The following is a 22,023-nucleotide window of genomic DNA, read 5'->3' as shown; positions in this document are numbered from 1 at the left end:
CAGATAATTTGGTAATAATTAGCTTGTTAGTGGCGAGGCCGGTAAATATGGCTTATTTTTGCGCCCTTTAAATGATAGAGCATGCAGAAGTACCTTAATATATTCGATTTTAAACAGAAGGTAGATTATAAAAATGAAATCTTAGCAGGATTAACGGTTGCAATGACAATGATTCCTGAGTCATTGATGTTTGCAATTCTTGCAGGATTTTCTCCCTTGGTAGGTTTGTACGGCGCATTTATTATGGGCTTGGTCACATCTATTTTTGGAGGAAGACCCGGACTAATTTCTGGTGGCGCGGGTGCAACTGTGGTAGTACTTATGGCCTTAATGAATTCCCACGGACTAGAATATGTTTTTGGGGCGGTTGCTTTGGCAGGTGTTATTCAAATGATAATTGGCTTTTTAAAGCTCGGTAAATTTATTCGTCTAGTGCCACAGCCTGTTATGTTCGGGTTTGTTAATGGTTTGGCCATCATTATTTTTATGGCCCAGATGGATCAATTTAAAGTAGGTGTGGGCGATGCTGCGGTTTGGCTTACGGGACCTGCAATGTATACCATGTTAGGTTTGGTGTTATTTACAATTGCAATAATTGTTTTTGTTCCAAAGCTTACAAAGGCGGTACCGGCATCTTTAATTGGAATTATTGTTGTGTTTTTAATAGTATATTTTTTCAATATTGATACCAAGCAGGTAGTTGATATTATTAATCAAGATACATTACCAGGAGAGGAACTAAAGTCGCTAAGTGGAACATTACCTACTTTTCACATACCCCAAATTCCATTTACGTTTGAGGACTTCAAAATTATTTTGCCTTATGGATTAATAATGGCGGCAGTTGGTTTAACCGAAGGGCTGCTAACTTTAAACTTGGTAGATGAAATTACAGGTACAAAAGGTAATAGTAACAGAGAATGTGTTGCGCAAGGTGGTGCCAATATATTAAACGGTTTCTTTGGTGGAATGGGTGGTTGTCCAATGATAGCGCAAACATTGGTTAACCTATCTGCAGGTTCTAGGGCAAGGTTGTCTGGTATAATTGCTTCGTTGACCATATTGTTGATCATACTTTTTGGCGCGCCGGTAATTGAACTTGTGCCAATAGCTGCATTGGTTGGGGTTATGGTCATGGTTTCAGTGGGAACGTTTGAATGGGCAAGTTTCAAAGCATTGAGAAGAATGCCTAAATCAGATATTTTTGTAATGATATTGGTTACCTTGATTACGGTGTTTTTGCACAATTTAGCATTAGCGGTATTAATAGGTGTTATTATTTCTGCACTGGTATTCGCTTGGGAAAGTGCCAAAAGAATTAGAGCTAGAAAACACATAGATGAAAACGGAGTAAAACATTATGAAATTTATGGTCCGTTATTCTTTGGTTCTACAACCCTTTTCAATGAAAAATTTGATGTTCAAGGTGATCCAGACCATATTATTATAGATTTTAAGGAAAGCCGTGTTTCTGATATGAGTGGTATAGAGGCATTGAACAAAATTACAGAACGCTACGCCCAAGTAGGTAAGAAAGTTTTATTGCGCCATTTGAGTAAGGACTGTATTCGCTTATTAGCAAATGCAGATGATATTATAGATGTAAATGTAATGGAAGATCCTACGTATAAAGTAATGGTTGATAAACCTCTGGCTAAGAAAAAGGATAAGGATCCGGAAACCCAAAACCCTTTTAAATTATGGGGTTTGTAGAAATCGTGATTTAAGTTACTGGTCTACCCATAATAGAATATGGCATAAAAAGTACCCAAAACGATAGCAAAAGAAATGAGGTAGATTCCTATTTCTAGTATGCTATCTTTTTTTGCTTGCGCTCTAATTTTATTTCGTACAATTTTACGCTCAATATCAGTGAGTTTTTTAAAATGTAATTTTGTTGCTTGGGCATGGCTTACATAATCTTTACGCAATTCTCTAAAGCTTCTACTTTTTTTAAGTAATGCTCTATTTGCCTTTATTACCTTCATAGGTTGTCCGCTGTACCCCATTGTCTTCTCTTTCTTATATGTAGATAAAATTCGATTTTTGTTATATATAACTGAATAAATCTTAATGATTTTACAATTCTTTTATATTTTTGGCAAAATTTATACGGTATCTTGCCTTTTGGCCATTTAATTAAAGTTTATGAAATATAGTATCGGATTTTTGTTGGGCGTATTAGGTTTGATTGTGGTAAACAGTTGTAAGATGGAAGAATCAGAAAATGAAGAAGTTCTTTTTGTGGGAACATATACAGATAATGGAAGTGAGGGTATTTATACATTCAATTTAAATACTGATACAGGTGAATTGACGAACAAATCATTAACAGCGAAAATTAAGAATCCTTCTTATATAGCGTTTTCACCAGATAGAAATTCCTTATACGCAGTTAGCGAGGTAGACGATTATAAAAAAGATGAAGGTTCAATTACCACCTTTAGTGTAAAAGATACTACACTAATTAAGGTTAGCGAGCAATCAACTTATGGTGCCAACCCGTGTTATGTTGGTGTAGATGTAACTGGTAGGTTAGTTGCCGTTGCAAATTACACAGGAGGCAATGTGGCGGTATATAATACATTGGAAAATGGTGATTTAAGGAACGATCCTCAAATAATAGATCATAAAATTTTAGATTCGACCAAAACGGCACATGCTCACATGGCAATGTTCTTTAATGATGAGTTGGTGGTAACTGATCTAGGTCTTGATAAAATCAGGATATATAGCGAAACAGAAGAAAAGTTTGATTCTAGTGGGCAAGAAGAATTAGTCGTTGCCGAAGGTGCTGGTCCAAGGCATTTTGTAACGTCCAAAAATGGAAATTTTCTTTATGTCATCAATGAGTTGAATTCAACGATAACTGTTTTTAAAGATGTTTCAGGGCAATTCGTTGAATTGGACACATATAATACTGTTGATGCTACTTTTAAAGGGGAAAGTTATTGTGCGGATATTCATTTATCACCTGATGGTAAATTTCTGTATGGTACAAACAGAGGTGAGAACACCGTAGTTATATTTCAAGTAAATGAAACTACGGGTAAACTAAAGTTAGTAGGTAGGGAACCTGTAAAAGGAGATTGGCCTAGAAATTTTGTTTTAGATCCTTCTGGTAAATTTGTACTGGTGGCAAATCAACGAAGCAACAATATTGTTGTTTTTAGTAGAGATGAAAAAAATGGAACCCTAACTTTTGTAAGCCAGGTTGATTTGCCCAGTCCCGTATGTTTAAAATTCTATTAATTAGAATTTATTATTTGCAATAAATCATTCTTTGGTATAACTCCAGATTGTCTCCATACCTGTTTGCCGTTTTTAAATAGGATCATGGTTGGCACACCTCTTACTTGATATTTAGATGCTAAGGTCTGATTTTTATCTACATCGATCTTTACTACCTTAATATCGTCACCCAAATCCTCTTTCACGTCTTTAAGAATAGGGGCAAGAGTTTTACATGGTCCGCACCAGTCTGCAAAAAAGTCTACTAATACTGGAGTTTCCCCACCAATGATATCAGAAAATGATGCTTTCATATCTTTAAGTTTTAATAATTAAATACTGTTCTAAATTAGCAAATTCCTGTATTAGGGTCACAGCTATCACCGTTAGCTATGATTTTTAGAGGAGCAATTTGTTTAAAGGCTTCTAAAAATGCTTCTGGGGGTTGAGCTCCACTAATGCCATATTTATCGTTGATAATAAAAAAAGGAACACTGTTTACACCACGTTGTTGGTAGTGAGCTATTTCTTGTTTTACCGCATAAGCAATAGAGTCATCATTTATAATACAATTTGTTTTTTCTGCAGTCCAATCATATTCTGCCATAATATTGCTCAGAACGTCAACATCGTTCAAATGAAGGTTTTCGTCAAAGTAAGCTCTCATGAACCGTTCTTTCAAAGCATCTTTAAACCCTTCTTCTCCTGCTACATGTAAAAGCTGATGTAATGGCAAGGTGTTAACCGCTAACCACTCTTTTCCAAAGTTAAAATTAATACCTTCTGCTTTACCACTTTCTTCTAAGCGTTTGGTCATTTCCATGGGTCCTTCTAAACTTCCAAATTTATTGGTGAGATAGGTATCTCTATCCAGACCTTCTTTTGGTATACTGGGGTCTAACTGAAAAGGATGCCATTCTACTTCAATTTCGGTACCATCCCATTGTTTAATTGCACTTTCTAATCGCTTCTTACCTACATAACACCAAGGGCAGGCTACATCAGAAACTATATCTATTTTTATTTTATCGTTTTTCATATGTCTTTCAATTTTACTACATCTAATTGGTCGTAAATGGATGGCAAAACCTACATGTATTATGTTCTAATGTATTTTAAAAAAGAAAGCCCTTTCAAAATTATGAAAGGGCTTTAGGTATATTAAGGTTGGCGTTTTTTATAACGTACGTAAGTATTCTGCTATATTACGAGCCTCTTCTTCGTTTAAATTCTGATTTAGCATTATGGCATTATTATATTCTTTCAATAATGCTTTGGCAATAGGGTCTTCCTTTAACATTTTATCTGGATTGATGATCATGTTCATAACCCACTCAGGACTTCTACGCTCGTAAACCCCTTTTAACGCAGGTCCGATCATACGTTGTTCTGCCATATGGCAAGCAGTACAGATAGCTTGAAATTTTTCTTTACCGGCAGTAGCCATATCTTCATTAACAGCATCGTCAAAAGTAACACTGGTTATAGGACCAACACCTTTATTATCTAAATCAACAGGCACACCTTCAGTTGCTGTTTCTTTTTTAGTTTCTTTTTTGGTCCTGTTCATTTCAAAACCTTCTTTTTTCTCTTCCTTCTTTTCACCACAACTCATTATCATGGAGCCAAGAACTAATAAAGTGAATAATTTGCGCATACGTTTACTAAATTTTAAGTGTTGTCTGTAAATTGAGCGACTAATATATGAATTTTTACGTGTCTCAGTACCTTTTTGGAGTAGATGTATGCTTGTTTTTAATCAATAAATGTAACAGGATAACAATTTATTATAGACTTATGATATTTATTGTGAGTACAAGCAAAATATTAGGTGATGCTATCCAAGAATTCCAAAGTGCGTTTTTCTGAGTATGTAAAGTTGTTTTTTCCATAAAAACCCACATGCCCACCATATTTGGGCATTTCTAGAAATATCTTCTTGTTGTTTTTAGCAATATTTATGGGATAACAATCTTTACCAAGAAAAGAGTCGTTTAAGGCATTGATGATTAGTGTAGGCACTTTTATATATTTTAGAAACTGTAAGCTGCTACTTTGTGTGTAGTAGTCCAAGGCATCTTTAAAACCATGTGCTCTACTGGTGTAGATATTATCAAAGTCTTTAAGGGTTTTTATATTTTCAATATCGGTATTTGAGATATGATCAGGAAACAATTGCTGTTTTAGCTTCAGTTTTTGTATAAGGTTTCCCTTAAACCTTTTGGCGTATATTGCATTTTTAAACTGCAGTAATTGCTCTAGGGAATCTGCCAATTGGCAGGGTACTGATATAGCAACGGCACCTTTTATGGTGTTAGGGACATCTCTTTTTTCCCCCAAATATTTAAGAAGAAGGTTACCGCCTAGGCTAAAGCCATGTAGATAAATGCTGTGGTATTCATCTAATTGAGTAATATGCGTTATCACCGATCGTAAATCATCTGTAGCGCCAGAATGATATGAGCGGTAGAGTTTATTGGTTGCACCGCTACACCCTCTTAGGTTTATAGCGCAAACATCATAACCAGCTTTAGACAATATCTTTGCGCTACCTTTTATATAGGCCCTTTTTGAGCTTCCTTCCAATCCATGAATAATAATGACCAGTTTTTTTGAAGGTGTTGTAGCATAGCTCCAATCTAAATCTAAAAAATCTGTATCGGGCAAATCAATACGAATTCGTATTTGCTCTAAATCATTAACTTTTCTAATTAACCCTGCATAAATAGTTGAAATATGCCCATTTTTAAAAAATAATGGCGGGTTATATGAAGAGTGTACTAAGGGCATTTTCAGGTTTTACTTTGGGTATGTTTCTAGAACCTTTATCTGCTCTTCAATAGCATCTTTAAATTCAGTTTTAAGGTTGCTAACCAATTCTGCAACAGATGAAGAATCCTCTATAAGGGCAGAACCTTGACCTGCGGACCAAATGGTTTTCCATGCTTTCGCCTCGGTATCTAGCTCTTTGCCAAAATCGATCTTTACATCTTTTTTAAGGTCTTCTTCGGTAATACCTGCAGCTTTTAAACTAGCTGCTAAAAAATTGGCATGTACACCAGAAATAGATGCAGTGTAGACTACATCGCTTGCACCGGCATCAATAATCATTTTACGATATTCTGGAGTTGCTTTACTTTCGGTAGTGTTGATAAAACGGGTTCCCATATAGGCTAGGTCCGCACCCATTTGTAAAGCAGAAGCTATGTCTCTACCAGTACTTATACAGCCCGAAAGAAGAATGGTTTTATTAAAGAATTTTTTTATTTCAGCAACAAATGGCATTGGGTTCAATGTACCAGCATGTCCACCGGCACCAGCAGCTACAAGAATCAACCCATCTACACCTGCTTCGGCAGCTTTCTGGGCATGTCGTTTTTTAATGACATCATGAAAAACTAAACCGCCGTAACTATGAATGGCGTCAACAACTTGTGAAACAGCACCTAGAGAAGTGATAATCAATGGTACTTTGTGTTTTACGCACAATTTAATGTCAGCTTCTAATCTTGGGTTTGTTGGGTGTACTATTAGGTTAACTCCAAAAGGAGCAGCTTTTTTTCCGGTTTCTTCCTCATAGGTTTTTAATGCAGACTTAATTTCTACCAACCATTCTTCAAACCCTTCACTGGTTCTTTGGTTCAAGGCAGGAAAAGTACCAACAATTCCATTTTTACAACATTCAATAACCAGTTGTGGACCAGAAATTAAAAACATTGGTGCTGCAACAGCAGGAAGGGACAATTCTTTTATAAAACCAGGTTTATCAGCCATATCGATGTGTTTTAGAACGTTATTTAAAAATAACTATAAAAAACGGTGTTCTTTGTTTCTTAGGTTTCAAAACTATGTTATTTTTATGAAGTATTATGCATGCATAGCAAAAAATTATAAATATGTACTTTAAAGATTTTGAAATAAGATGGAGTGACGTAGATGCAAATAGGCATTTAGCAAACTCGGCATATATTAATTTCATGAGTCATACCCGTATGGCTTTTTTAATTGAACAAGGCTTTGATCATAAGACAATGGCAATTCATGAAATAGGACCAGTAGTTTTTTATGAGCATGTATATTATTTTAAAGAGGCATTTCCTGGTAAGCCTATAAAGGTTTCATTAGAAATTATGGGTTTAAGCGAAGATGGTAAGTTCTTTGAATTTCATCATAGCTTCTATAACCATAAAGGAGAGAATATTGCAAGGTGTGAGATGATGGGTGCTTGGATAGATTTAAAAACCCGAAAGCTGACTGGGTTAACAGAAGGTTTATTAAATAAATTCAGTGAAATAGAAAAAGGAGAGCATTTCAAAGTGCTTACAAAAGAAGACTCTAGAAAGTTCATGAAAATTCCTAAAAATTTATAGAATTTTCAAGTTCAAATAGTTTATTTTTAGTTGACCGAAACAATTACAGTTGAGTTCCCCCCAAAAAAGCTGTAGTTTTTAACGAACCAATAATTATGTATTTACTTTATGGTTAGCCTACCAGAAGAAATATTTCAAGAAACATACGGGAGGGTAAAAAAATTGATCGTGACCAAAAAATTGGTTCCCGGTCAATTAATAACCGAGCATAGGTTATCTCATACATTAAATATTAAAGACGATACCATACCGGTAGTATTGTTGCAGTTACGACAAGAAAGTTTGTTGGTGGGTAGTTTAGATAATGGTCTTACTGTAAGAGAATTGTCTGAACAGGAAATTGCGGAAATGTTCGATTGTCGAATGGCAATTGAAACAATGACCGTTAAGCTTTTTACTCAAAATGCTTCTCAATCAAAAATAGACGATTTAAGAAATTTATTAGTCCCCTTTGAAAAAGGACCACAAAATGCATATGTCTTTTATAAAATTGACAGATATTTTCATGAGTTTATTGCCAGAAATTGTGGAAATAGAACATTGTATGAATTGTTTAAATCTGCAAAAATTTTACCTTTTATGGATTTAGTGGGGTTAAATAGACCTCTAAAAACAATTATGCAAGAACATTTGGACATAGTATCTGCCATGCATCAACGAGATGAGGAAAAAGCGGTAAGGAGTATAGCCGTTCATCTAGAAAACAATAAGAGGTCACACCTTTAATGTTCTTGAAGTTGTTGTTTTTTTGGTTTTTTACTGGATAGATAAACTCCAAGCAGTACAAAACATGCGGCAACAATTTTTACGGTAGTAATAGTATCTTGTCCAGTAAGTACCGCATAAGCAATACCCACCAAAGGTTGTACGTATACAAAGGCACTTAAGGTTGATGCCTTTAATTGCGTTAGGGCAAATATGTTAAATAGATACGTACAAAAGGTAGTTCCTAAAATAACGAAGCCAATACCAAAATATGCTTCAGAAGGCAGTGTGCTCCACGAAATATCCATAAATTCTTCAAAACCGAACGGTAGACATATTAGTACCCCTAATGAGAAGAGCCACTTCATAAAGGTAAATGGGTGATATTTACTAATAAGCACTTTTACCAATACAAGATAAGAGCCATAAAACATAGAGTTCAGAAAAATCAAAAAATTGCCTAATGGAATATTAGGTGCATCTTGTCTAACTTCTGTAGCAAATAAGATTAGCCCTAAGGCACCTAGCAATCCTATTACAATGCCAATAACTTTTCTGGCAGATATTTTTTCCTTTAAAATGATGGCTGATAAAATCAGTACTATAATTGGTGAAGTGGTAATGAGTACTGAACTATTAATGGGAGTTGAAAGTGATAATCCTTTAAAAAATACTAACATATTCATTGCCATGCCCAATAGTGCACAGATGAGCATGCGTACATAATCTTTTGGATCAATACGTTCTTTTGGTCCTAATGGAGAAATCAGCCAAAATAAAATGGCAGCACCTAAAACTCTTAAAATAATAAAACCAAAAGGTTGTACATAATGGGGCATTACCCCCTTTGCAATCGTATGGTTCAATGCATATATAGTGGTGGCACCAATGGCTGCAAGTATAGCTAGTAATCGCTTGTTCACGAATGTATTGCCTTTTTAGCGGCTTCAACCACTTTTTTACTGTTACCAATAAAAATTTGGTCGTCTACAATGATCACAGGTCTTTTTAGAAAAGTATATTGTTCTAGTATTAGACTTTTAAAGTCATCTTCTGAGAGCTCTTGTTCTTTTAAATTTCTCTCACGGTATAATACCGCTCTTTTACTAAATAATGCTTCGTAGCTGTTTGATAAGCTTTGCATTTGCTCTAATTGGTCATTAGTTATAGGCTGGGTTTTTATATCCTGCAGTTCAAAATCAACAAGGGGCTGTAGGTCTTTAATAATGCGTTGGCACGTAGAACAAGTACTTAAGTGATATATTTTTTTCATTTTAATGCTAGGCTTACTGGTAAGCAGTATTTAATATTGTTTTCAATAAAGGCTTTGGTGCTACAAAGAAACCCAAATAACATTAATTGTGCTATTTTTACTGGGTATTAAATGTGAAATGATGACAGAGAATATTTTTCAGGTAATGTTGCAGAATCGTAGAAACTTACATGCGATATTGACAAAAACATCAAAAGATAAATTATTAAAAATTCCGAAAGGATTTAATAATAATGTGTATTGGAATATAGCCCATACCGTGATTACTCAACAGATTCTGATTTATAAGTTCAGTGGACTTCAAATGCGCGTGCCAGATAATTTAGTGGATAAGTTTATGAAAGGTACAGTGCCCGATGGCACAGCTTCTGATGAAGAGATGATGATGATTGCAGATTTCTTGATATCTACGGCAGAATGGCTTATAGAAGATTATAATACGGAGCTATTTAAAACTTTTAAAGAGTATACCACGAGTGCAAGGGTGACACTGAAAAATGTTGATGATGCCATAGCTTTTAATTTATTTCATGAAGGGCTACATATAGGGCAAATATCATTGTTGTTAAAACATTTGGCCTAGGGTTACTTGGGGTATTTTAAATATGGATTTGCCTTGCTAAATGGAATCAACAAGGTTATTGGTCCGTCAGCAAAAGAAGCTATCTCGTAAGGTTCGTAAAACAGTAACAGTCCGTCTTCTGTATATCCTATATTCGTAGGCAGGTAAAATTGTTCAGTTTCGAACATAAACCCCGTACTGTTTATGGAACCTTCCATTGGGATATTTTCTTGTTTACGAAAGAGCGATTCTGCAAAATGGGTGAATTCATCTAAGTCATGAAATAGATTTTCTTGATATAATTCCGCACCTTCCAGTTTGTTGAAATTCAAAAATCTGTTGGTGCCATAGCCATGTGCCCCACCGGTATAGATATAGGAAATAAGATTAATGGTAATAAGCGTGTCGTTCTCAAAAGAGATGGCGCCTTCAATTGTTGCCTCCCATGGGATTGATTCTTCCAAAAACTTGTTGCTTAACTCCTCATAATCTTTCAAAAAAGCATTTTTTGCTTCAATTAAATTTGTTGCATCGCTCTCCTCATCAAAATTCAATAGAGCTATAATTTCACCCTCCAAAGCAGCATTAATAGTTTTGCTAAGTTTTGTGTTCGCTGTCGCATGTGGTATTTCTATCTTGACTTTAGTGCAATTCTCACAAGAATCGGTAGAAACGGTATAGGGTTCAAAGGGTAGATGGTTTTTATTGTTACAGGCAATAAGTAGCAGACCAAAAAGCAGGAACGAAAGCGTATATTTCATGTAAAAGTTAGATTTCATGTAAAAATACACCATCATTGTATTCCCCAAAAGATAACGATACATTTGTATGGTAAATACTTTACTATGGCCTCCAAAGACTTAAAATTTAACACCAAGACCATACATGGTGGTCAAAAACCCGATCCTGGTTATAGAGCGGTAATGCCTCCAATATATCAAACCTCAACCTATGCGCAAACTACACCTGGAGGGCATAAGGGGTATGAGTATTCACGAAGTGCAAACCCTACAAGAACGGCTTTAGAAAATTCATTGGCAAGTATTGAAGGGGGTACTCATGGTATGGCATTTGGCAGCGGATTGGCAGCGATAGATGCAGTTATAAAGTTATTACAACCTGGTGATGAAGTAATTTCTACAAACGACCTTTATGGAGGATCATATAGAATTTTTAAGCGGATATTTGAAAAATTCGGAATAGTTTTCCATTTCGTAGGTATGCAGGGGGCAAATGCCGTTCAAGAAAAAATCAACTCGAAGACAAAATTGATTTGGGTAGAGACGCCTACAAACCCAATGATGAATATTATCGATATTAAGGCTATAGCATCTTTAACCATTGATAAGGATATTCTGTTGGCGGTAGACAATACCTTTGCGACCCCGTATTTACAAAAACCATTAGAACTTGGGGCAGATATCGTAATGCATTCGGCAACCAAATATTTGGGTGGACATAGCGATACGGTTGTAGGAGCGTTGGTGGTTAAGGATCAAGAATTAGCGGATAGATTATACTTTATACAAAATGCCAGTGGAGCGGTTTGTGGACCAATGGATAGTTTTTTGGTGTTAAGGGGAATTAAGACTTTGCATGTGCGTATGCAGCGTCATTGTGAAAATGGAAAAGCAATTGCCGAGTTCTTGTACAATAATGCAAAAATTGAGAAAGTATATTGGCCAGGGTTTGAACATCATCCCAATCATAAGATCGCAAAAGAACAAATGAATGATTTTGGAGGAATGATTTCTTTTGTACCTAAAGGCGGTAGTTATGAAGAGGCAATAAAGATCGTGGAAAGGTTACGGGTATTCACATTGGCCGAATCGTTAGGTGGTGTTGAAAGTTTGGTTGGTCACCCTGCGAGTATGACCCATGCAAGTATTCCGAAAGAAGAACGACTAAAGAGTGGCATCGTAGATGCTTTGATAAGATTAAGCGTTGGTATAGAAGATGTTGATGATTTAATTGCAGATTTAGATCAAGCTATAGCATAATGGCCTAAATGTTAAATTAAATGCAGTAAGTTGAGGTAGTTTGTTGCTAAAACAACAAATTTTATCGAATTTTAAAAAAATAAGCAATCAAATTACACAAATAGCATAATTTTGCCGTTATATTTTGAAATCAATAATTTAAATTAGTTCAAATAGCTTTATGGAAAATAAAATTAAAGCATTTATGGATGAGGTTATTGCCAGAAATGGTCACGAACCAGAATTCATTCAAGCAGTTCAAGAAGTTGCAGAAACAGTAATACCATATATTGCAAAGCACGAAATTTATAATGGTAAGAACATTCTTTTAAGAATGGTTGAGCCAGAGCGTTTGGTTTCGTTTAGGGTTGCATGGGTAGATGATGATGGTGAGATACATGTAAACCGTGGATATAGAATTCAAATGAATTCTGCTATTGGACCATATAAAGGTGGTTTACGTTTTCATCCAACGGTAAATGCTAGTATTCTCAAATTCTTGGCTTTTGAGCAAGTGTTTAAAAATAGCCTTACAACCCTGCCAATGGGCGGTGGTAAAGGTGGTTCTGATTTTGACCCTAAAGGAAAATCTGATGATGAAGTAATGCGTTTTTGTCATGCTTTCATGTTAGAATTAAATCGTCATATTGGTCCAAATACAGATGTGCCTGCCGGTGATATAGGCGTGGGTGCACGTGAAATTGGTTTCCTTTTTGGTATGTACAAAAAGATACGTAATGAGTTTACTGGAGTTTTAACTGGTAAAGGTCTTTCTTGGGGTGGTTCTAAAATTAGACCAGAAGCTACTGGGTATGGTACCGTGTACTTTGCTCAAAGTATGTTGAAGACCAAAAATGAAAGCTTTGATGGTAAGACTGTGGTAATTTCAGGTTCAGGAAATGTTGCTCAGTATGCAGCGGAGAAAGCAATTCTTCTAGGTGCAAAAGTGGTGACCCTTTCAGATTCTAGCGGATATATCTATGATAAAGATGGTCTTAACGACGAAAAGCTTGCTTTTGTAATGGATTTAAAGAATAATAGAAGAGGTCGTATATCTGAATATGCAGATAAATATGCTTCTGCAGAATTTTTTGCCGGCGAAAGGCCTTGGAACGTAAAATGTGATATTGCCTTGCCATGTGCAACTCAGAACGAGTTGGACCAGCAAGATGCAAAAAACCTATTAAAGAATGGTTGTATATGTGTTGCGGAAGGTGCTAATATGCCTTGTAATGCAGATGCGGTTCATGAATTCAACAATGCAAAAATTTTGTTTGCACCTGGTAAAGCATCAAACGCTGGTGGTGTTGCAACGTCTGGTTTAGAAATGTCTCAGAATTCATTAAGAATAAGCTGGACTCGTGAAGAGGTAGATGAGCGTTTAAAGGATATTATGGAAGATATTCATGATTCATGTATTGAATTCGGTAAAGAGGAAGATGGTTTCTGTAACTACGTAAAAGGAGCCAATATTGCTGGTTTCGTAAAAGTAGCCGATGCTATGTTAGCTCAAGGTGTAATCTAGGTTACTACCTTAAAGTATAAATTTTATAATGCGAGAACCTAGTTGGGTTCTCGCATTTTTTTATGCATCTCATTTACCAAATACCAAACAACTATCTTTGTTGTAATAGATGTTTTAAAATGCAGGTAACGACCAAGGCTATAATATTTTCTGCGATAAAATATGGCGACACCAGCCTTATTGTTAAAGCTTTTACGGCATCGGACGGAATTAAATCATATTTGTTGAGAGGAGTCCTATCTTCTAAAAAAGGTAAATTAAAGACAGCATATTTTCAGCCGTTGACCCAACTGGAAATCGTTGCCAACCACATGAACAAAGGTAGTTTAGAGACGCTCAAAGAGGCTAAGGTTTTTTATCATTACCAAAGCTTATATGCAGATATGGCAAAAAATGCAATAACTTTGTTTTTAGCGGAATTGCTGGGGAACAGCATACGGGAAGAAGAAAGAAACGAAGAATTATTTGAGTTTTTAGAGGCATCTCTACAGTGGTTGGATATGCATAGGAATGTTGCAAATTTTCATCTGTATTTTATGTTGTCACTAACAAGGTTTTTAGGATTTTACCCAGATGTATATCAGATAGATAAGCCTTATTTTGATCTTTTGGAGGGTGAGTTTGCCGAAAAAGAATCATTAAACCCCAATCTAAAAGGTGAAAATATTTATTTTTTCAAATCCTTCTTAGGCACAAATTTTGATGCAATTCATACCATAAAAATGAACAAAACCAATCGCCAGGAATTATTGAAATCCTTAATACTTTACTTTGAATTACATTTACAGGGATTTAGAAAACCGAAGTCGCTTGCCGTTTTAAATGAAGTATTTAATACGTATGTCTAAGTATCTAATTATTGCACTTTTATTGTTTAGTTGTTTTGGTAATGCGCAAAAAATAACTGTTTTAGATGGAGACAGTGAAGAGCAAATTTCCAATGTAGCCGTATTTAATAAAGATAAATCAAAAATTGCCTTGACCGATTTTGATGGGGTATTCAATGCTTCAGTATTCGGTTATAAAGAACGTATTACGTTAAAGCATGTTGGTTATCAAGAGTTCAATACCACAAAACAACAGCTTCAACGACAAGGGAATAGAGTGTACTTGGTTATGAAAGCCCAAGAATTAGATGAAGTAGTTATGTCCGTTTCTAAATGGGAGCAGCAAAAGAGAGATATTCCCAATAAAATTATTTCATTAGATGCACGTTCCATTACATTTACCACGCCCCAAACTTCTGCAGACTTACTTCAAAACAGCGGTAAGGTGTTTGTGCAAAAAAGTCAGTTAGGTGGTGGTAGCCCTATGATCAGGGGTTTTGCTACCAATAGATTGTTATTGTCTGTTGATGGTGTTAGAATGAACAATGCTATTTTTAGAGGAGGAAACGTGCAAAATGTAATATCTATAGATCCTTATACCATAAAGAATACCGAAGTCATTTTTGGACCGGGCTCTGTAATTTATGGAAGTGATGCCATTGGAGGGGTAATGAATTTTTACACGAACAAACCAATGTTGTCTGAAAACGACAGTCTATTGGTTAGCGGAAAAGCAAATTATAGATTTTCATCGGCCAATAAAGAAAATACGCTTCATGCAGATGTCAACTTAGGACTGAATAAATGGGCATCGTTCACTAGTATGACATATAACAATTTTCAAGATTTGAGAATGGGATCACATGGTCCTGATTCATATTTGCGAAACAACTATGTACAAACGGTAAATGGTGAAGATGAGCTGGTAGAAAACCGTAATCCTAAAAAACAGGTAACTACGGGTTATGATCAAATTAATATGATGCAGAAATTCTTATTCAAGCCTAATTCTAAATGGGATTTGAATTTGGGTGCATATTATAGTGAAACATCCAACTATTCTAGGTATGACCGGTTGATTAGGCCAACAAGTGATGGTCTAGGCTTGCGTTCGGCCGAATGGTATTATGGTCCTCAAAAGTGGTTTATGGGTAATGCCCAGCTGCTAAAAAAAGGAAACGGAAAAGTGTATGATGGTTTAAAACTTGGTATGGCCTATCAATTTTTTGAGGAAAGTAGAATTAATAGGGATTTTCAAGACGAAATAAAAAATACTACAAAAGAACAGGTAGATGCGTATAATTTCAATGTAGATTTCGAGAATAAAAAAATTGGTGATTTTAAACTATATTATGGTAGTGAATATATTTATAATAAAGTAAGGTCCAATGGTTTTGATCTTAATGTCAATACCAATGAAAAAACAAATGCCGCATCTAGATATCCAGACGGCTCTTCTTGGCAAAGTTTGGCCGGCTATGTAAATGGCGAATATAAAGCAAAACCGAATTTTACCTTAATGTCCGGTTTAAGGTATAGCCATGTTTGGGTTAATGCTGTTTTTGACGATACGTTTTATAACTTTCCTTTTGAAAAAGCTGACTTAAGTACAGGGGCGTTAACGGGTAGTTTGGGTTTTAGCTGGTTTCCAAGGGCAAACCTTCAGGTTACCTTAAATGGATCAACAGGTTTTAGAGCTCCCAATATTGACGATGTCGGTAAAATATTTGATTCCGAACCAGGTTCGGTGGTTGTGCCAAATCCAGATTTAGAGTCAGAATATGCGTATAATGCCGAAATAGGTGTTCAGCGTAATATCAATGATAAGATCATTCTTAAAGGAGCTGCCTACTACACCTATTTGGTTGATGCTTTGGTTAGAAGGGATTTTAGCTATAATGGTGTATCTGAGATAATGTATGGTGGTGAGCTCAGTAATGTGCAAGCTATACAAAATGCGGCAAAAGCTTACGTTTATGGTTTTGAATTTGGGTTGGAAGCGTACTTGTCAGAACAATGGTCATTGTCATCTAATTTGACCTTAACCGAAGGTGTAGAAGAGGAAGATGATGGTACTGAAACAGCGGCGAGACATGCGGCACCCACTTTTGGTGATTTTCATATTGTTTGGAAAAACCAAAGAATCCGTACAGATCTATTCGTAAATTATAATGGTGAAGTAGCATATGACGATCTTGCGATGTCAGAACAAGAAAAAGATTATATCTATGCAATTGATGAAAATGGTAATCCGTTTTCACCATCGTGGTACACATTGAATTTTCGTTCGCAATACGATGTTTCCCGTACTATTAAAATAACCACTAATGTGGAAAATTTAACGGACCAGCGTTATAGAACATATTCGTCTGGTATTGTGGCTCCGGGTATTAATGTTATTTTGGGCCTGGGCTACTATTTTTGACATAAAAAAGACCCGTAAATTACGGGTCTTTTAAAATTATATAAAAAGGATATGATTAGTGTTTAACCGCCTTTTCAACTTCTGCAGCTTTTTGAGCGGCTTTATCTGCAGCTTCGTTAGCAGCATCTTTCACATCGTTACCGGCTTTTTTTGCGGCGTCAACTCCGTCCTGTCCTGCTTTTTTAGCAGCTTCCATACCTTCTTGTCCTGCTTCTTTTACTGATTCAGCAGCATCTTCGGCAGCTTCCATGGCATTCTCGCTTGCTTCTTTAGCAGCATCCATAGCGCCTTCACCAGCTTCTTCCAATTCTTTACCGGCTTCTTTTAACTCTTCTCCTGCATTCTCTAATGCAGCTCCAGCTTCTTCAGTTGCAGACTTGGCTTTGTCCGCAGCATCTCTACAAGAAACAGACATACTAAGTGCTAAAATTGCTAATGATCCTAAAATTACTTTTTTCATTTGTGTAAACGTTTAATGGTTAATTGTTCGCAATAATATACGTGTAATTTTAACTTTTGGATGTTCAACTTGTTAATAAATGTTCTAAACGGTGGTTTATAAGCATTTCAGTAGGTTCAATACACTCCTTTTTGCTCAAAATTTTATAATTTTGCAGCCTTTAAAACCCAGTACTAGAAGCATTTTGTATGAAGTTCGCAGAATATAAAGGATTAAATTTACCAAAGGTAGCAGAAGAAATACTTGACTATTGGTCAGAACATGCCATTTTTGAAAAAAGTATATCAACTCGTGAGGGTAAAGATAGTTATGTATTCTATGAAGGTCCTCCGTCGGCTAACGGAATGCCGGGTATACATCATGTCATGGCTCGTACCATAAAAGATATCTTTCCAAGGTATAAGACCATGAAAGGTTATCAAGTAAAACGAAAAGCGGGTTGGGATACCCACGGTCTACCGATTGAGTTGGGTGTAGAAAAAGAACTTGGGATTACAAAAGAAGATATTGGGGTAAAAATATCTGTTGAGGAGTATAACGCTGCCTGTAAAAAGGCAGTGATGAGGTACACTGATGTTTGGAACTCAATGACGGAGCAAGTTGGGTATTGGGTTGATATGGAAGACCCTTACATTACCTACAAGTCTAAGTACATGGAGACGGTCTGGTGGTTGTTAAAGCAGATTTATTCAAAAGGATTAATATACAAGGGATATACCATTCAGCCGTACTCGCCAAAAGCCGGTACGGGATTAAGTTCACATGAACTAAATCAGCCGGGTACCTATCAAGATGTGACGGATACCACGGTTACGGCACAATTTAAAGCAGTAGAAGAAACCTTACCGGATTTTTTACAAAACGAAGGTACTGTCTACTTTTTAGCTTGGACGACGACACCTTGGACATTGCCGTCTAACACTGCGTTAACTGTAGGGCCAAAAATTGATTATGTGTTAGTAGAAACGTATAATCAATATACGTTTAAACCTATGAACGTTATACTTGCCAAGAATTTGGTAGGGAAACAATTTTCGGGTAAATACAATCAGGTGTCGGAGAAATCGGATTTGTTGTCATTTGCGTCTGGTGATAAAAAAATTCCTTTTTATGTCGTAAAAGAATTTAAGGGTAAAGACTTATTGAACATTAAGTATGAGCAACTGTTAGATTATGTGTTGCCGTATGAAAATGCAGAAAATGCATTTAGGATAATTGCTGGTGATTTTGTTACTACAGAAGATGGTACGGGTATAGTGCATACAGCTCCAACTTTTGGTGCAGATGATGCTTTTGTGGCAAAACAAGCAGTGCCGGAAATTCCGCCAATGTTGGTATTGGATGAAAACAGTAATTTAGTGCCTCTAGTAGACTTACAGGGAAAATTTAGGCCAGAGCTTAAAGAATTGGGCGGTAAGTATGTTAAAAACGAATATTATGAAGATGGTACCGCACCAGAGCGATCTGTTGATGTTGAGATCGCTATTAAATTAAAAGAAGAAAACAAGGCATTTAAAGTTGAGAAGTATGTGCACAGTTACCCAAACTGTTGGCGTACGGATAAGCCTATTTTGTATTACCCGTTAGATTCTTGGTTCATTAAGGTTACTGAAGTTAAGGATCAAATGTTTAAATTGAACCAGACGGTCAACTGGAAACCAAAAGCAACTGGTGAAGGTAGATTTGGTAATTGGTTGGCGAATGCGAACGACTGGAATCTTTCAAGGTCAAGGTATTGGGGAATTCCATTACCGATCTGGAGAACCGAAGATGGCAAAGAAGAAATAATTATAGGTTCTGTAGCAGAATTAAAGTCGGAAATGGCTAAAGCTCTGGAAGCAGGAGTTTTAGAAAAGGATATTTATGCAGATTTCGTTGTAGACGATATGTCCGATGAGAACTATGATAAAATAGATTTGCATAAGAACATTGTAGATCAAATAACTTTGGTTTCGGCTTCTGGTAAGTCTATGAAACGCGAAAGTGATTTAATAGATGTTTGGTTTGACAGTGGGTCTATGCCTTATGCCCAATGGCATTATCCGTTTGAAAACAAAGAATTAATAGACGAAGGAAAAACGTTCCCAGCAGATTTTATTGCAGAAGGTGTTGATCAAACACGTGGTTGGTTCTACACCTTGCATGCTATTGCAACAATGGTCTTTGATTCGGTTGCATATAAGAATGTAGTGTCCAATGGCTTGGTTTTAGATAAGGAAGGCAAAAAAATGTCCAAAAGATTGGGTAATGCCGTGGATCCGTTCGATACCATGAACGAACATGGTGCAGATGCTACAAGATGGTACATGATAAGCAATGCAAACCCATGGGATAACCTAAAATTTGACGAGGAAGGTATTGTAGAGGTTAAACGTAAGTTTTTTGGTACCTTATATAATACATATTCTTTCTTTGCGCTATATGCAAATCTAGACCAGTTCACATACTCTGAAGAAGATATTCCTTTGGGTCAACGTACAGAGATCGATCGTTGGATTTTATCTGAACTTAATTCACTGATTAAAGTGGTAGATAGTGCTTATGAGGAGTATGAGCCTACACGTGCGGCAAGGGCTATCTCAGAGTTTGTACAAGAGAATTTAAGTAACTGGTACGTGCGTTTATGTAGAAGACGTTTTTGGAAAGGCGAATATGCTGCAGATAAAATTGCGGCCTATCAAACACTATATACCTGTTTAGATGTGGTGGCAAAACTCTCCGCGCCTATATCTCCGTTTTTTATGGATAGGCTATATTTAGATTTGAATAAAGCTACGGTTAAAAAAGGTTTTGAAAGTGTGCACTTGGCAGATTTTCCAGTAGTGGATGAATCTGTAATTAATGAAGGTCTAGAGGTGAAAATGCATAAAGCACAAATCATATCATCTCTGGTGTTATCAATTCGTCAAAAAGAAAAAATTAAAGTGCGCCAACCATTACAGAAAATCATGATTCCTGTTCTTGATGCCAAAGATCGAGAAGAAATAGAGGCGGTTTCAGAATTAATAAAATCTGAAGTTAACGTTAAGGAAATTCAGTTGTTAGATGATGCTTCAGGTATATTGGTAAAACGTATTAAGCCTAATTTCAAGACTTTAGGTCCTAAATTTGGTAAAGAAATGAAGCAAATTGCCCAAGTTGTCAATGCTTTTGAGCAGAATGATATCCAAAAAATTGAGCAAGATGGCGAATTAACAATCCAATTAGAAAATAAAAGTATTACTTTACAGTTACAAGATGTAGAAATATCCTCTCAAGATATTGAAGGGTGGATGGTGGCAACATCAGGTAAATTAACTGTAGCTTTAGATGTTACTATTGATGACAAATTAAGAAATGAAGGTGTCGCAAGAGAACTTGTAAATAGAATTCAGAACATTAGAAAAGATTCAGGTTTTGAAGTAACGGATAAAATTGCGGTTAAAATATTGAAAGATGGTTTTGTTGAAGTAGCTATAGAAGATAATATTGAGTATATTAAAACAGAAACTTTGACGGCCGAATTAAATTTTGAAGAAAAGTTGGATAAAGGCGTTGAAATTGCTTTTGACGAGGTGAACACTAAATTGTTTATTGAAAAACATTAAAAGATGGCAGAAGATTTAAAAGTGAGATATTCTGACAAGGATTTGGCAGAATTCAAAGAATTGATCGAAGAGAAAATAGAGAAAGCTAAAAGTCATTTAGAGCTGTTAAAAAGTGCTTATATGAATGATGGTAATAATGGTACAGATGATACTTCACCTACCTTTAAGGCTTTTGAAGAAGGGTCAGAGACTATGAGCAAAGAAGCTAATACCCAATTGGCTATTAGGCAAGAGAAATTTATTCGTGACCTTAAGAATGCAATTTTACGAATAGAGAATAAAACCTATGGTATTTGTCGTGTAACCGGAAAATTAATCAATAAAGAAAGATTAAAACTGGTGCCCCATGCTACTCTAAGTATTGAAGCAAAAAATATGCAATCATAATTAAAACGCCTTTAGGGGCGTTTTTTAATAGCTGTAGTTTTGAAAGGTTTTATAATTAGTTGCCTACTATTATGCTCTTTTGCGGTTAATGCACAAAAGAAAGTGTATAAAAATGTATTGGACGATCACATAGAACTAATTCAGGTAGATGCTACCAATTGCTTTATTGTTGAAGTAGAAACAAGCAATGATAACCAAATTACCGTACAGACCGAAATAGAAGGCGAGTATAGCCAAGATTTAGGAATTGAAGTGTTTACCAATGGCAATACCCTTTTATTAGATACGGGTTTTACTCCCAATTTTAAAAATCCGAACGATAAATTAAGTGCCCATAAAGTAATATCGATAGCCATAAAAATTATAATGCCGATTCAGAAAAAATTGGAAGTTTTTGGAACAAATGCAAGGGTAGTTGTGGAGGGTGCTTATAAAGAAGTTAATATTTCTTTATCAGATGGGGCGTGCTTTTTAAATAATGTATTAGGAAGTACTAAAGTGAAAACTCAGAGTGGTAATATTAGTGTTGTTGCAAAAGCTGCGAATATTACAACGGCCAGTAAATATGGTGACGTTTCTAGGAACCCTATTCCTTTTGGTACATCCTCTTTTTTGCTGGAAACCATTACCGGTAATATACTTTTAAGTAAAACCGAATAATATTTATATTTTTGCGCTCATTGATGAAAGCC

The 22,023-nt window shown here is 35.8% G+C and carries 22 protein-coding genes; 12 read left to right on the top strand and 10 right to left on the bottom strand.

The window, feature by feature from the left end:
* Positions 1-81 precede the first annotated feature (81 nt).
* Complete coding sequence (locus tag YQ22_RS07015; protein ID WP_232231345.1) at positions 82-1,713, top strand: SulP family inorganic anion transporter; 1,632 nt, start codon at positions 82-84, stop codon at positions 1,711-1,713.
* A gap of 23 nt (positions 1,714-1,736) precedes the next feature.
* Here YQ22_RS07015 and YQ22_RS07010 read toward each other — a convergent pair whose 3' ends face one another.
* Positions 1,737-1,988 (bottom strand): hypothetical protein, encoded by a 252-nt coding sequence (locus tag YQ22_RS07010; protein ID WP_156894539.1) that lies wholly within the window; start codon positions 1,986-1,988, stop codon positions 1,737-1,739.
* A gap of 160 nt (positions 1,989-2,148) precedes the next feature.
* On the opposite strand from YQ22_RS07010, the gene YQ22_RS07005 reads away from it, so the two are divergent.
* A complete protein-coding gene (locus tag YQ22_RS07005) occupies positions 2,149-3,252 on the top strand; it encodes a lactonase family protein (protein WP_071340615.1) in 1,104 nt (367 codons plus the stop codon).
* Here YQ22_RS07005 and trxA read toward each other — a convergent pair.
* From trxA to YQ22_RS06980, 5 genes are all read right to left on the bottom strand, one after another.
* A complete protein-coding gene (trxA, locus tag YQ22_RS07000; protein ID WP_071340614.1) occupies positions 3,249-3,545 on the bottom strand; it encodes a thioredoxin in 297 nt (98 codons plus the stop codon). The two genes, YQ22_RS07005 and trxA, sit on opposite strands and share 4 nt — an antisense overlap.
* Before the next feature lie 35 nt (positions 3,546-3,580).
* On the bottom strand, positions 3,581-4,270 hold the full coding sequence (locus YQ22_RS06995) for a DsbA family oxidoreductase (protein WP_071340613.1): 690 nt from the start codon (positions 4,268-4,270) through the stop codon (positions 3,581-3,583).
* 138 nt (positions 4,271-4,408) lie between these two features.
* Complete coding sequence (locus tag YQ22_RS06990; RefSeq protein WP_071340612.1) at positions 4,409-4,888, bottom strand: c-type cytochrome; 480 nt, start codon at positions 4,886-4,888, stop codon at positions 4,409-4,411.
* Between the two features lie 170 nt (positions 4,889-5,058).
* The gene (locus YQ22_RS06985; protein WP_071340611.1) at positions 5,059-6,021 is read right to left on the bottom strand and encodes a YheT family hydrolase; all 963 of its coding nucleotides are present in this window, start codon (positions 6,019-6,021) and stop codon (positions 5,059-5,061) included.
* 9 nt (positions 6,022-6,030) lie between these two features.
* The gene (locus tag YQ22_RS06980; RefSeq protein WP_071340610.1) at positions 6,031-7,005 is read right to left on the bottom strand and encodes an NAD(P)H-dependent flavin oxidoreductase; all 975 of its coding nucleotides are present in this window, start codon (positions 7,003-7,005) and stop codon (positions 6,031-6,033) included.
* A 122-nt stretch (positions 7,006-7,127) separates the two neighbouring features.
* On the opposite strand from YQ22_RS06980, the gene YQ22_RS06975 reads away from it, so the two are divergent.
* Entirely contained in the window at positions 7,128-7,601 is a 474-nt protein-coding gene (locus YQ22_RS06975) for an acyl-CoA thioesterase (protein WP_071340609.1), read from the top strand.
* A 168-nt stretch (positions 7,602-7,769) separates the two neighbouring features.
* Positions 7,770-8,327: a GntR family transcriptional regulator gene (locus YQ22_RS06970; protein WP_198033522.1), complete on the top strand. Its 558-nt coding sequence runs from the start codon at positions 7,770-7,772 to the stop codon at positions 8,325-8,327.
* Here YQ22_RS06970 and YQ22_RS06965 read toward each other — a convergent pair.
* Positions 8,324-9,229: a DMT family transporter gene (locus YQ22_RS06965; protein ID WP_071340607.1), complete on the bottom strand. Its 906-nt coding sequence runs from the start codon at positions 9,227-9,229 to the stop codon at positions 8,324-8,326. The two genes, YQ22_RS06970 and YQ22_RS06965, sit on opposite strands and share 4 nt — an antisense overlap.
* Entirely contained in the window at positions 9,226-9,579 is a 354-nt protein-coding gene (locus YQ22_RS06960) for an arsenate reductase family protein (RefSeq protein ID WP_071340606.1), read from the bottom strand. Before YQ22_RS06960 ends, YQ22_RS06965 begins: the two co-directional genes overlap by 4 nt.
* Positions 9,580-9,697: 118 nt before the next feature.
* Here YQ22_RS06960 and YQ22_RS06955 point away from each other — a divergent pair, with 118 nt between their 5' ends.
* Complete coding sequence (locus YQ22_RS06955) at positions 9,698-10,162, top strand: DinB family protein (protein WP_232231342.1); 465 nt, start codon at positions 9,698-9,700, stop codon at positions 10,160-10,162.
* A gap of 2 nt (positions 10,163-10,164) precedes the next feature.
* On the opposite strand, the gene YQ22_RS06950 is transcribed toward YQ22_RS06955, so the two are convergent.
* Complete coding sequence (locus YQ22_RS06950; RefSeq protein ID WP_071342525.1) at positions 10,165-10,902, bottom strand: DUF3298 and DUF4163 domain-containing protein; 738 nt, start codon at positions 10,900-10,902, stop codon at positions 10,165-10,167.
* 84 nt (positions 10,903-10,986) lie between these two features.
* Between YQ22_RS06950 and YQ22_RS06945 the strand changes: the two genes are divergently transcribed.
* The 4 genes from YQ22_RS06945 (at position 10,987) to YQ22_RS06930 (ending at position 16,897) form a co-directional block, all read left to right on the top strand.
* A complete protein-coding gene (locus YQ22_RS06945) occupies positions 10,987-12,141 on the top strand; it encodes a cystathionine gamma-synthase (RefSeq protein ID WP_071340605.1) in 1,155 nt (384 codons plus the stop codon).
* Positions 12,142-12,301: 160 nt separating this feature from the next.
* Entirely contained in the window at positions 12,302-13,645 is a 1,344-nt protein-coding gene (gdhA, locus tag YQ22_RS06940) for an NADP-specific glutamate dehydrogenase (RefSeq protein WP_071340604.1), read from the top strand.
* A gap of 119 nt (positions 13,646-13,764) precedes the next feature.
* Positions 13,765-14,493 (top strand): DNA repair protein RecO, encoded by a 729-nt coding sequence (gene recO / locus YQ22_RS06935; RefSeq protein WP_071340603.1) that lies wholly within the window; start codon positions 13,765-13,767, stop codon positions 14,491-14,493.
* A complete protein-coding gene (locus YQ22_RS06930; protein ID WP_071342524.1) occupies positions 14,486-16,897 on the top strand; it encodes a TonB-dependent receptor in 2,412 nt (803 codons plus the stop codon). The genes recO and YQ22_RS06930 overlap by 8 nt, the downstream gene beginning before the upstream one ends.
* A gap of 55 nt (positions 16,898-16,952) precedes the next feature.
* Here the strand turns inward: YQ22_RS06930 and YQ22_RS06925 are convergent, their stop codons facing one another.
* Positions 16,953-17,357: a hypothetical protein gene (locus YQ22_RS06925; RefSeq protein ID WP_071340602.1), complete on the bottom strand. Its 405-nt coding sequence runs from the start codon at positions 17,355-17,357 to the stop codon at positions 16,953-16,955.
* A gap of 188 nt (positions 17,358-17,545) precedes the next feature.
* Between YQ22_RS06925 and ileS the strand changes: the two genes are divergently transcribed.
* From ileS to YQ22_RS06910, 3 genes are read left to right on the top strand one after another with little or no spacing between them, the layout of a single operon-like run.
* On the top strand, positions 17,546-20,944 hold the full coding sequence (ileS, locus tag YQ22_RS06920; RefSeq protein WP_071340601.1) for an isoleucine--tRNA ligase: 3,399 nt from the start codon (positions 17,546-17,548) through the stop codon (positions 20,942-20,944).
* Between the two features lie 3 nt (positions 20,945-20,947).
* On the top strand, positions 20,948-21,331 hold the full coding sequence (locus YQ22_RS06915) for a TraR/DksA family transcriptional regulator (RefSeq protein ID WP_058104814.1): 384 nt from the start codon (positions 20,948-20,950) through the stop codon (positions 21,329-21,331).
* 39 nt (positions 21,332-21,370) lie between these two features.
* Entirely contained in the window at positions 21,371-21,991 is a 621-nt protein-coding gene (locus YQ22_RS06910; protein ID WP_071340600.1) for a hypothetical protein, read from the top strand.
* Positions 21,992-22,023 lie beyond the last annotated feature (32 nt).

The organism is Maribacter sp. 1_2014MBL_MicDiv (assembly GCF_001865655.1).
GTDB classification, from domain to species: domain Bacteria; phylum Bacteroidota; class Bacteroidia; order Flavobacteriales; family Flavobacteriaceae; genus Maribacter; species Maribacter dokdonensis.
The sequence above is the reverse complement of the archived record's forward strand: the minus strand, read 5'-3'. Positions and strand labels throughout refer to the sequence as shown.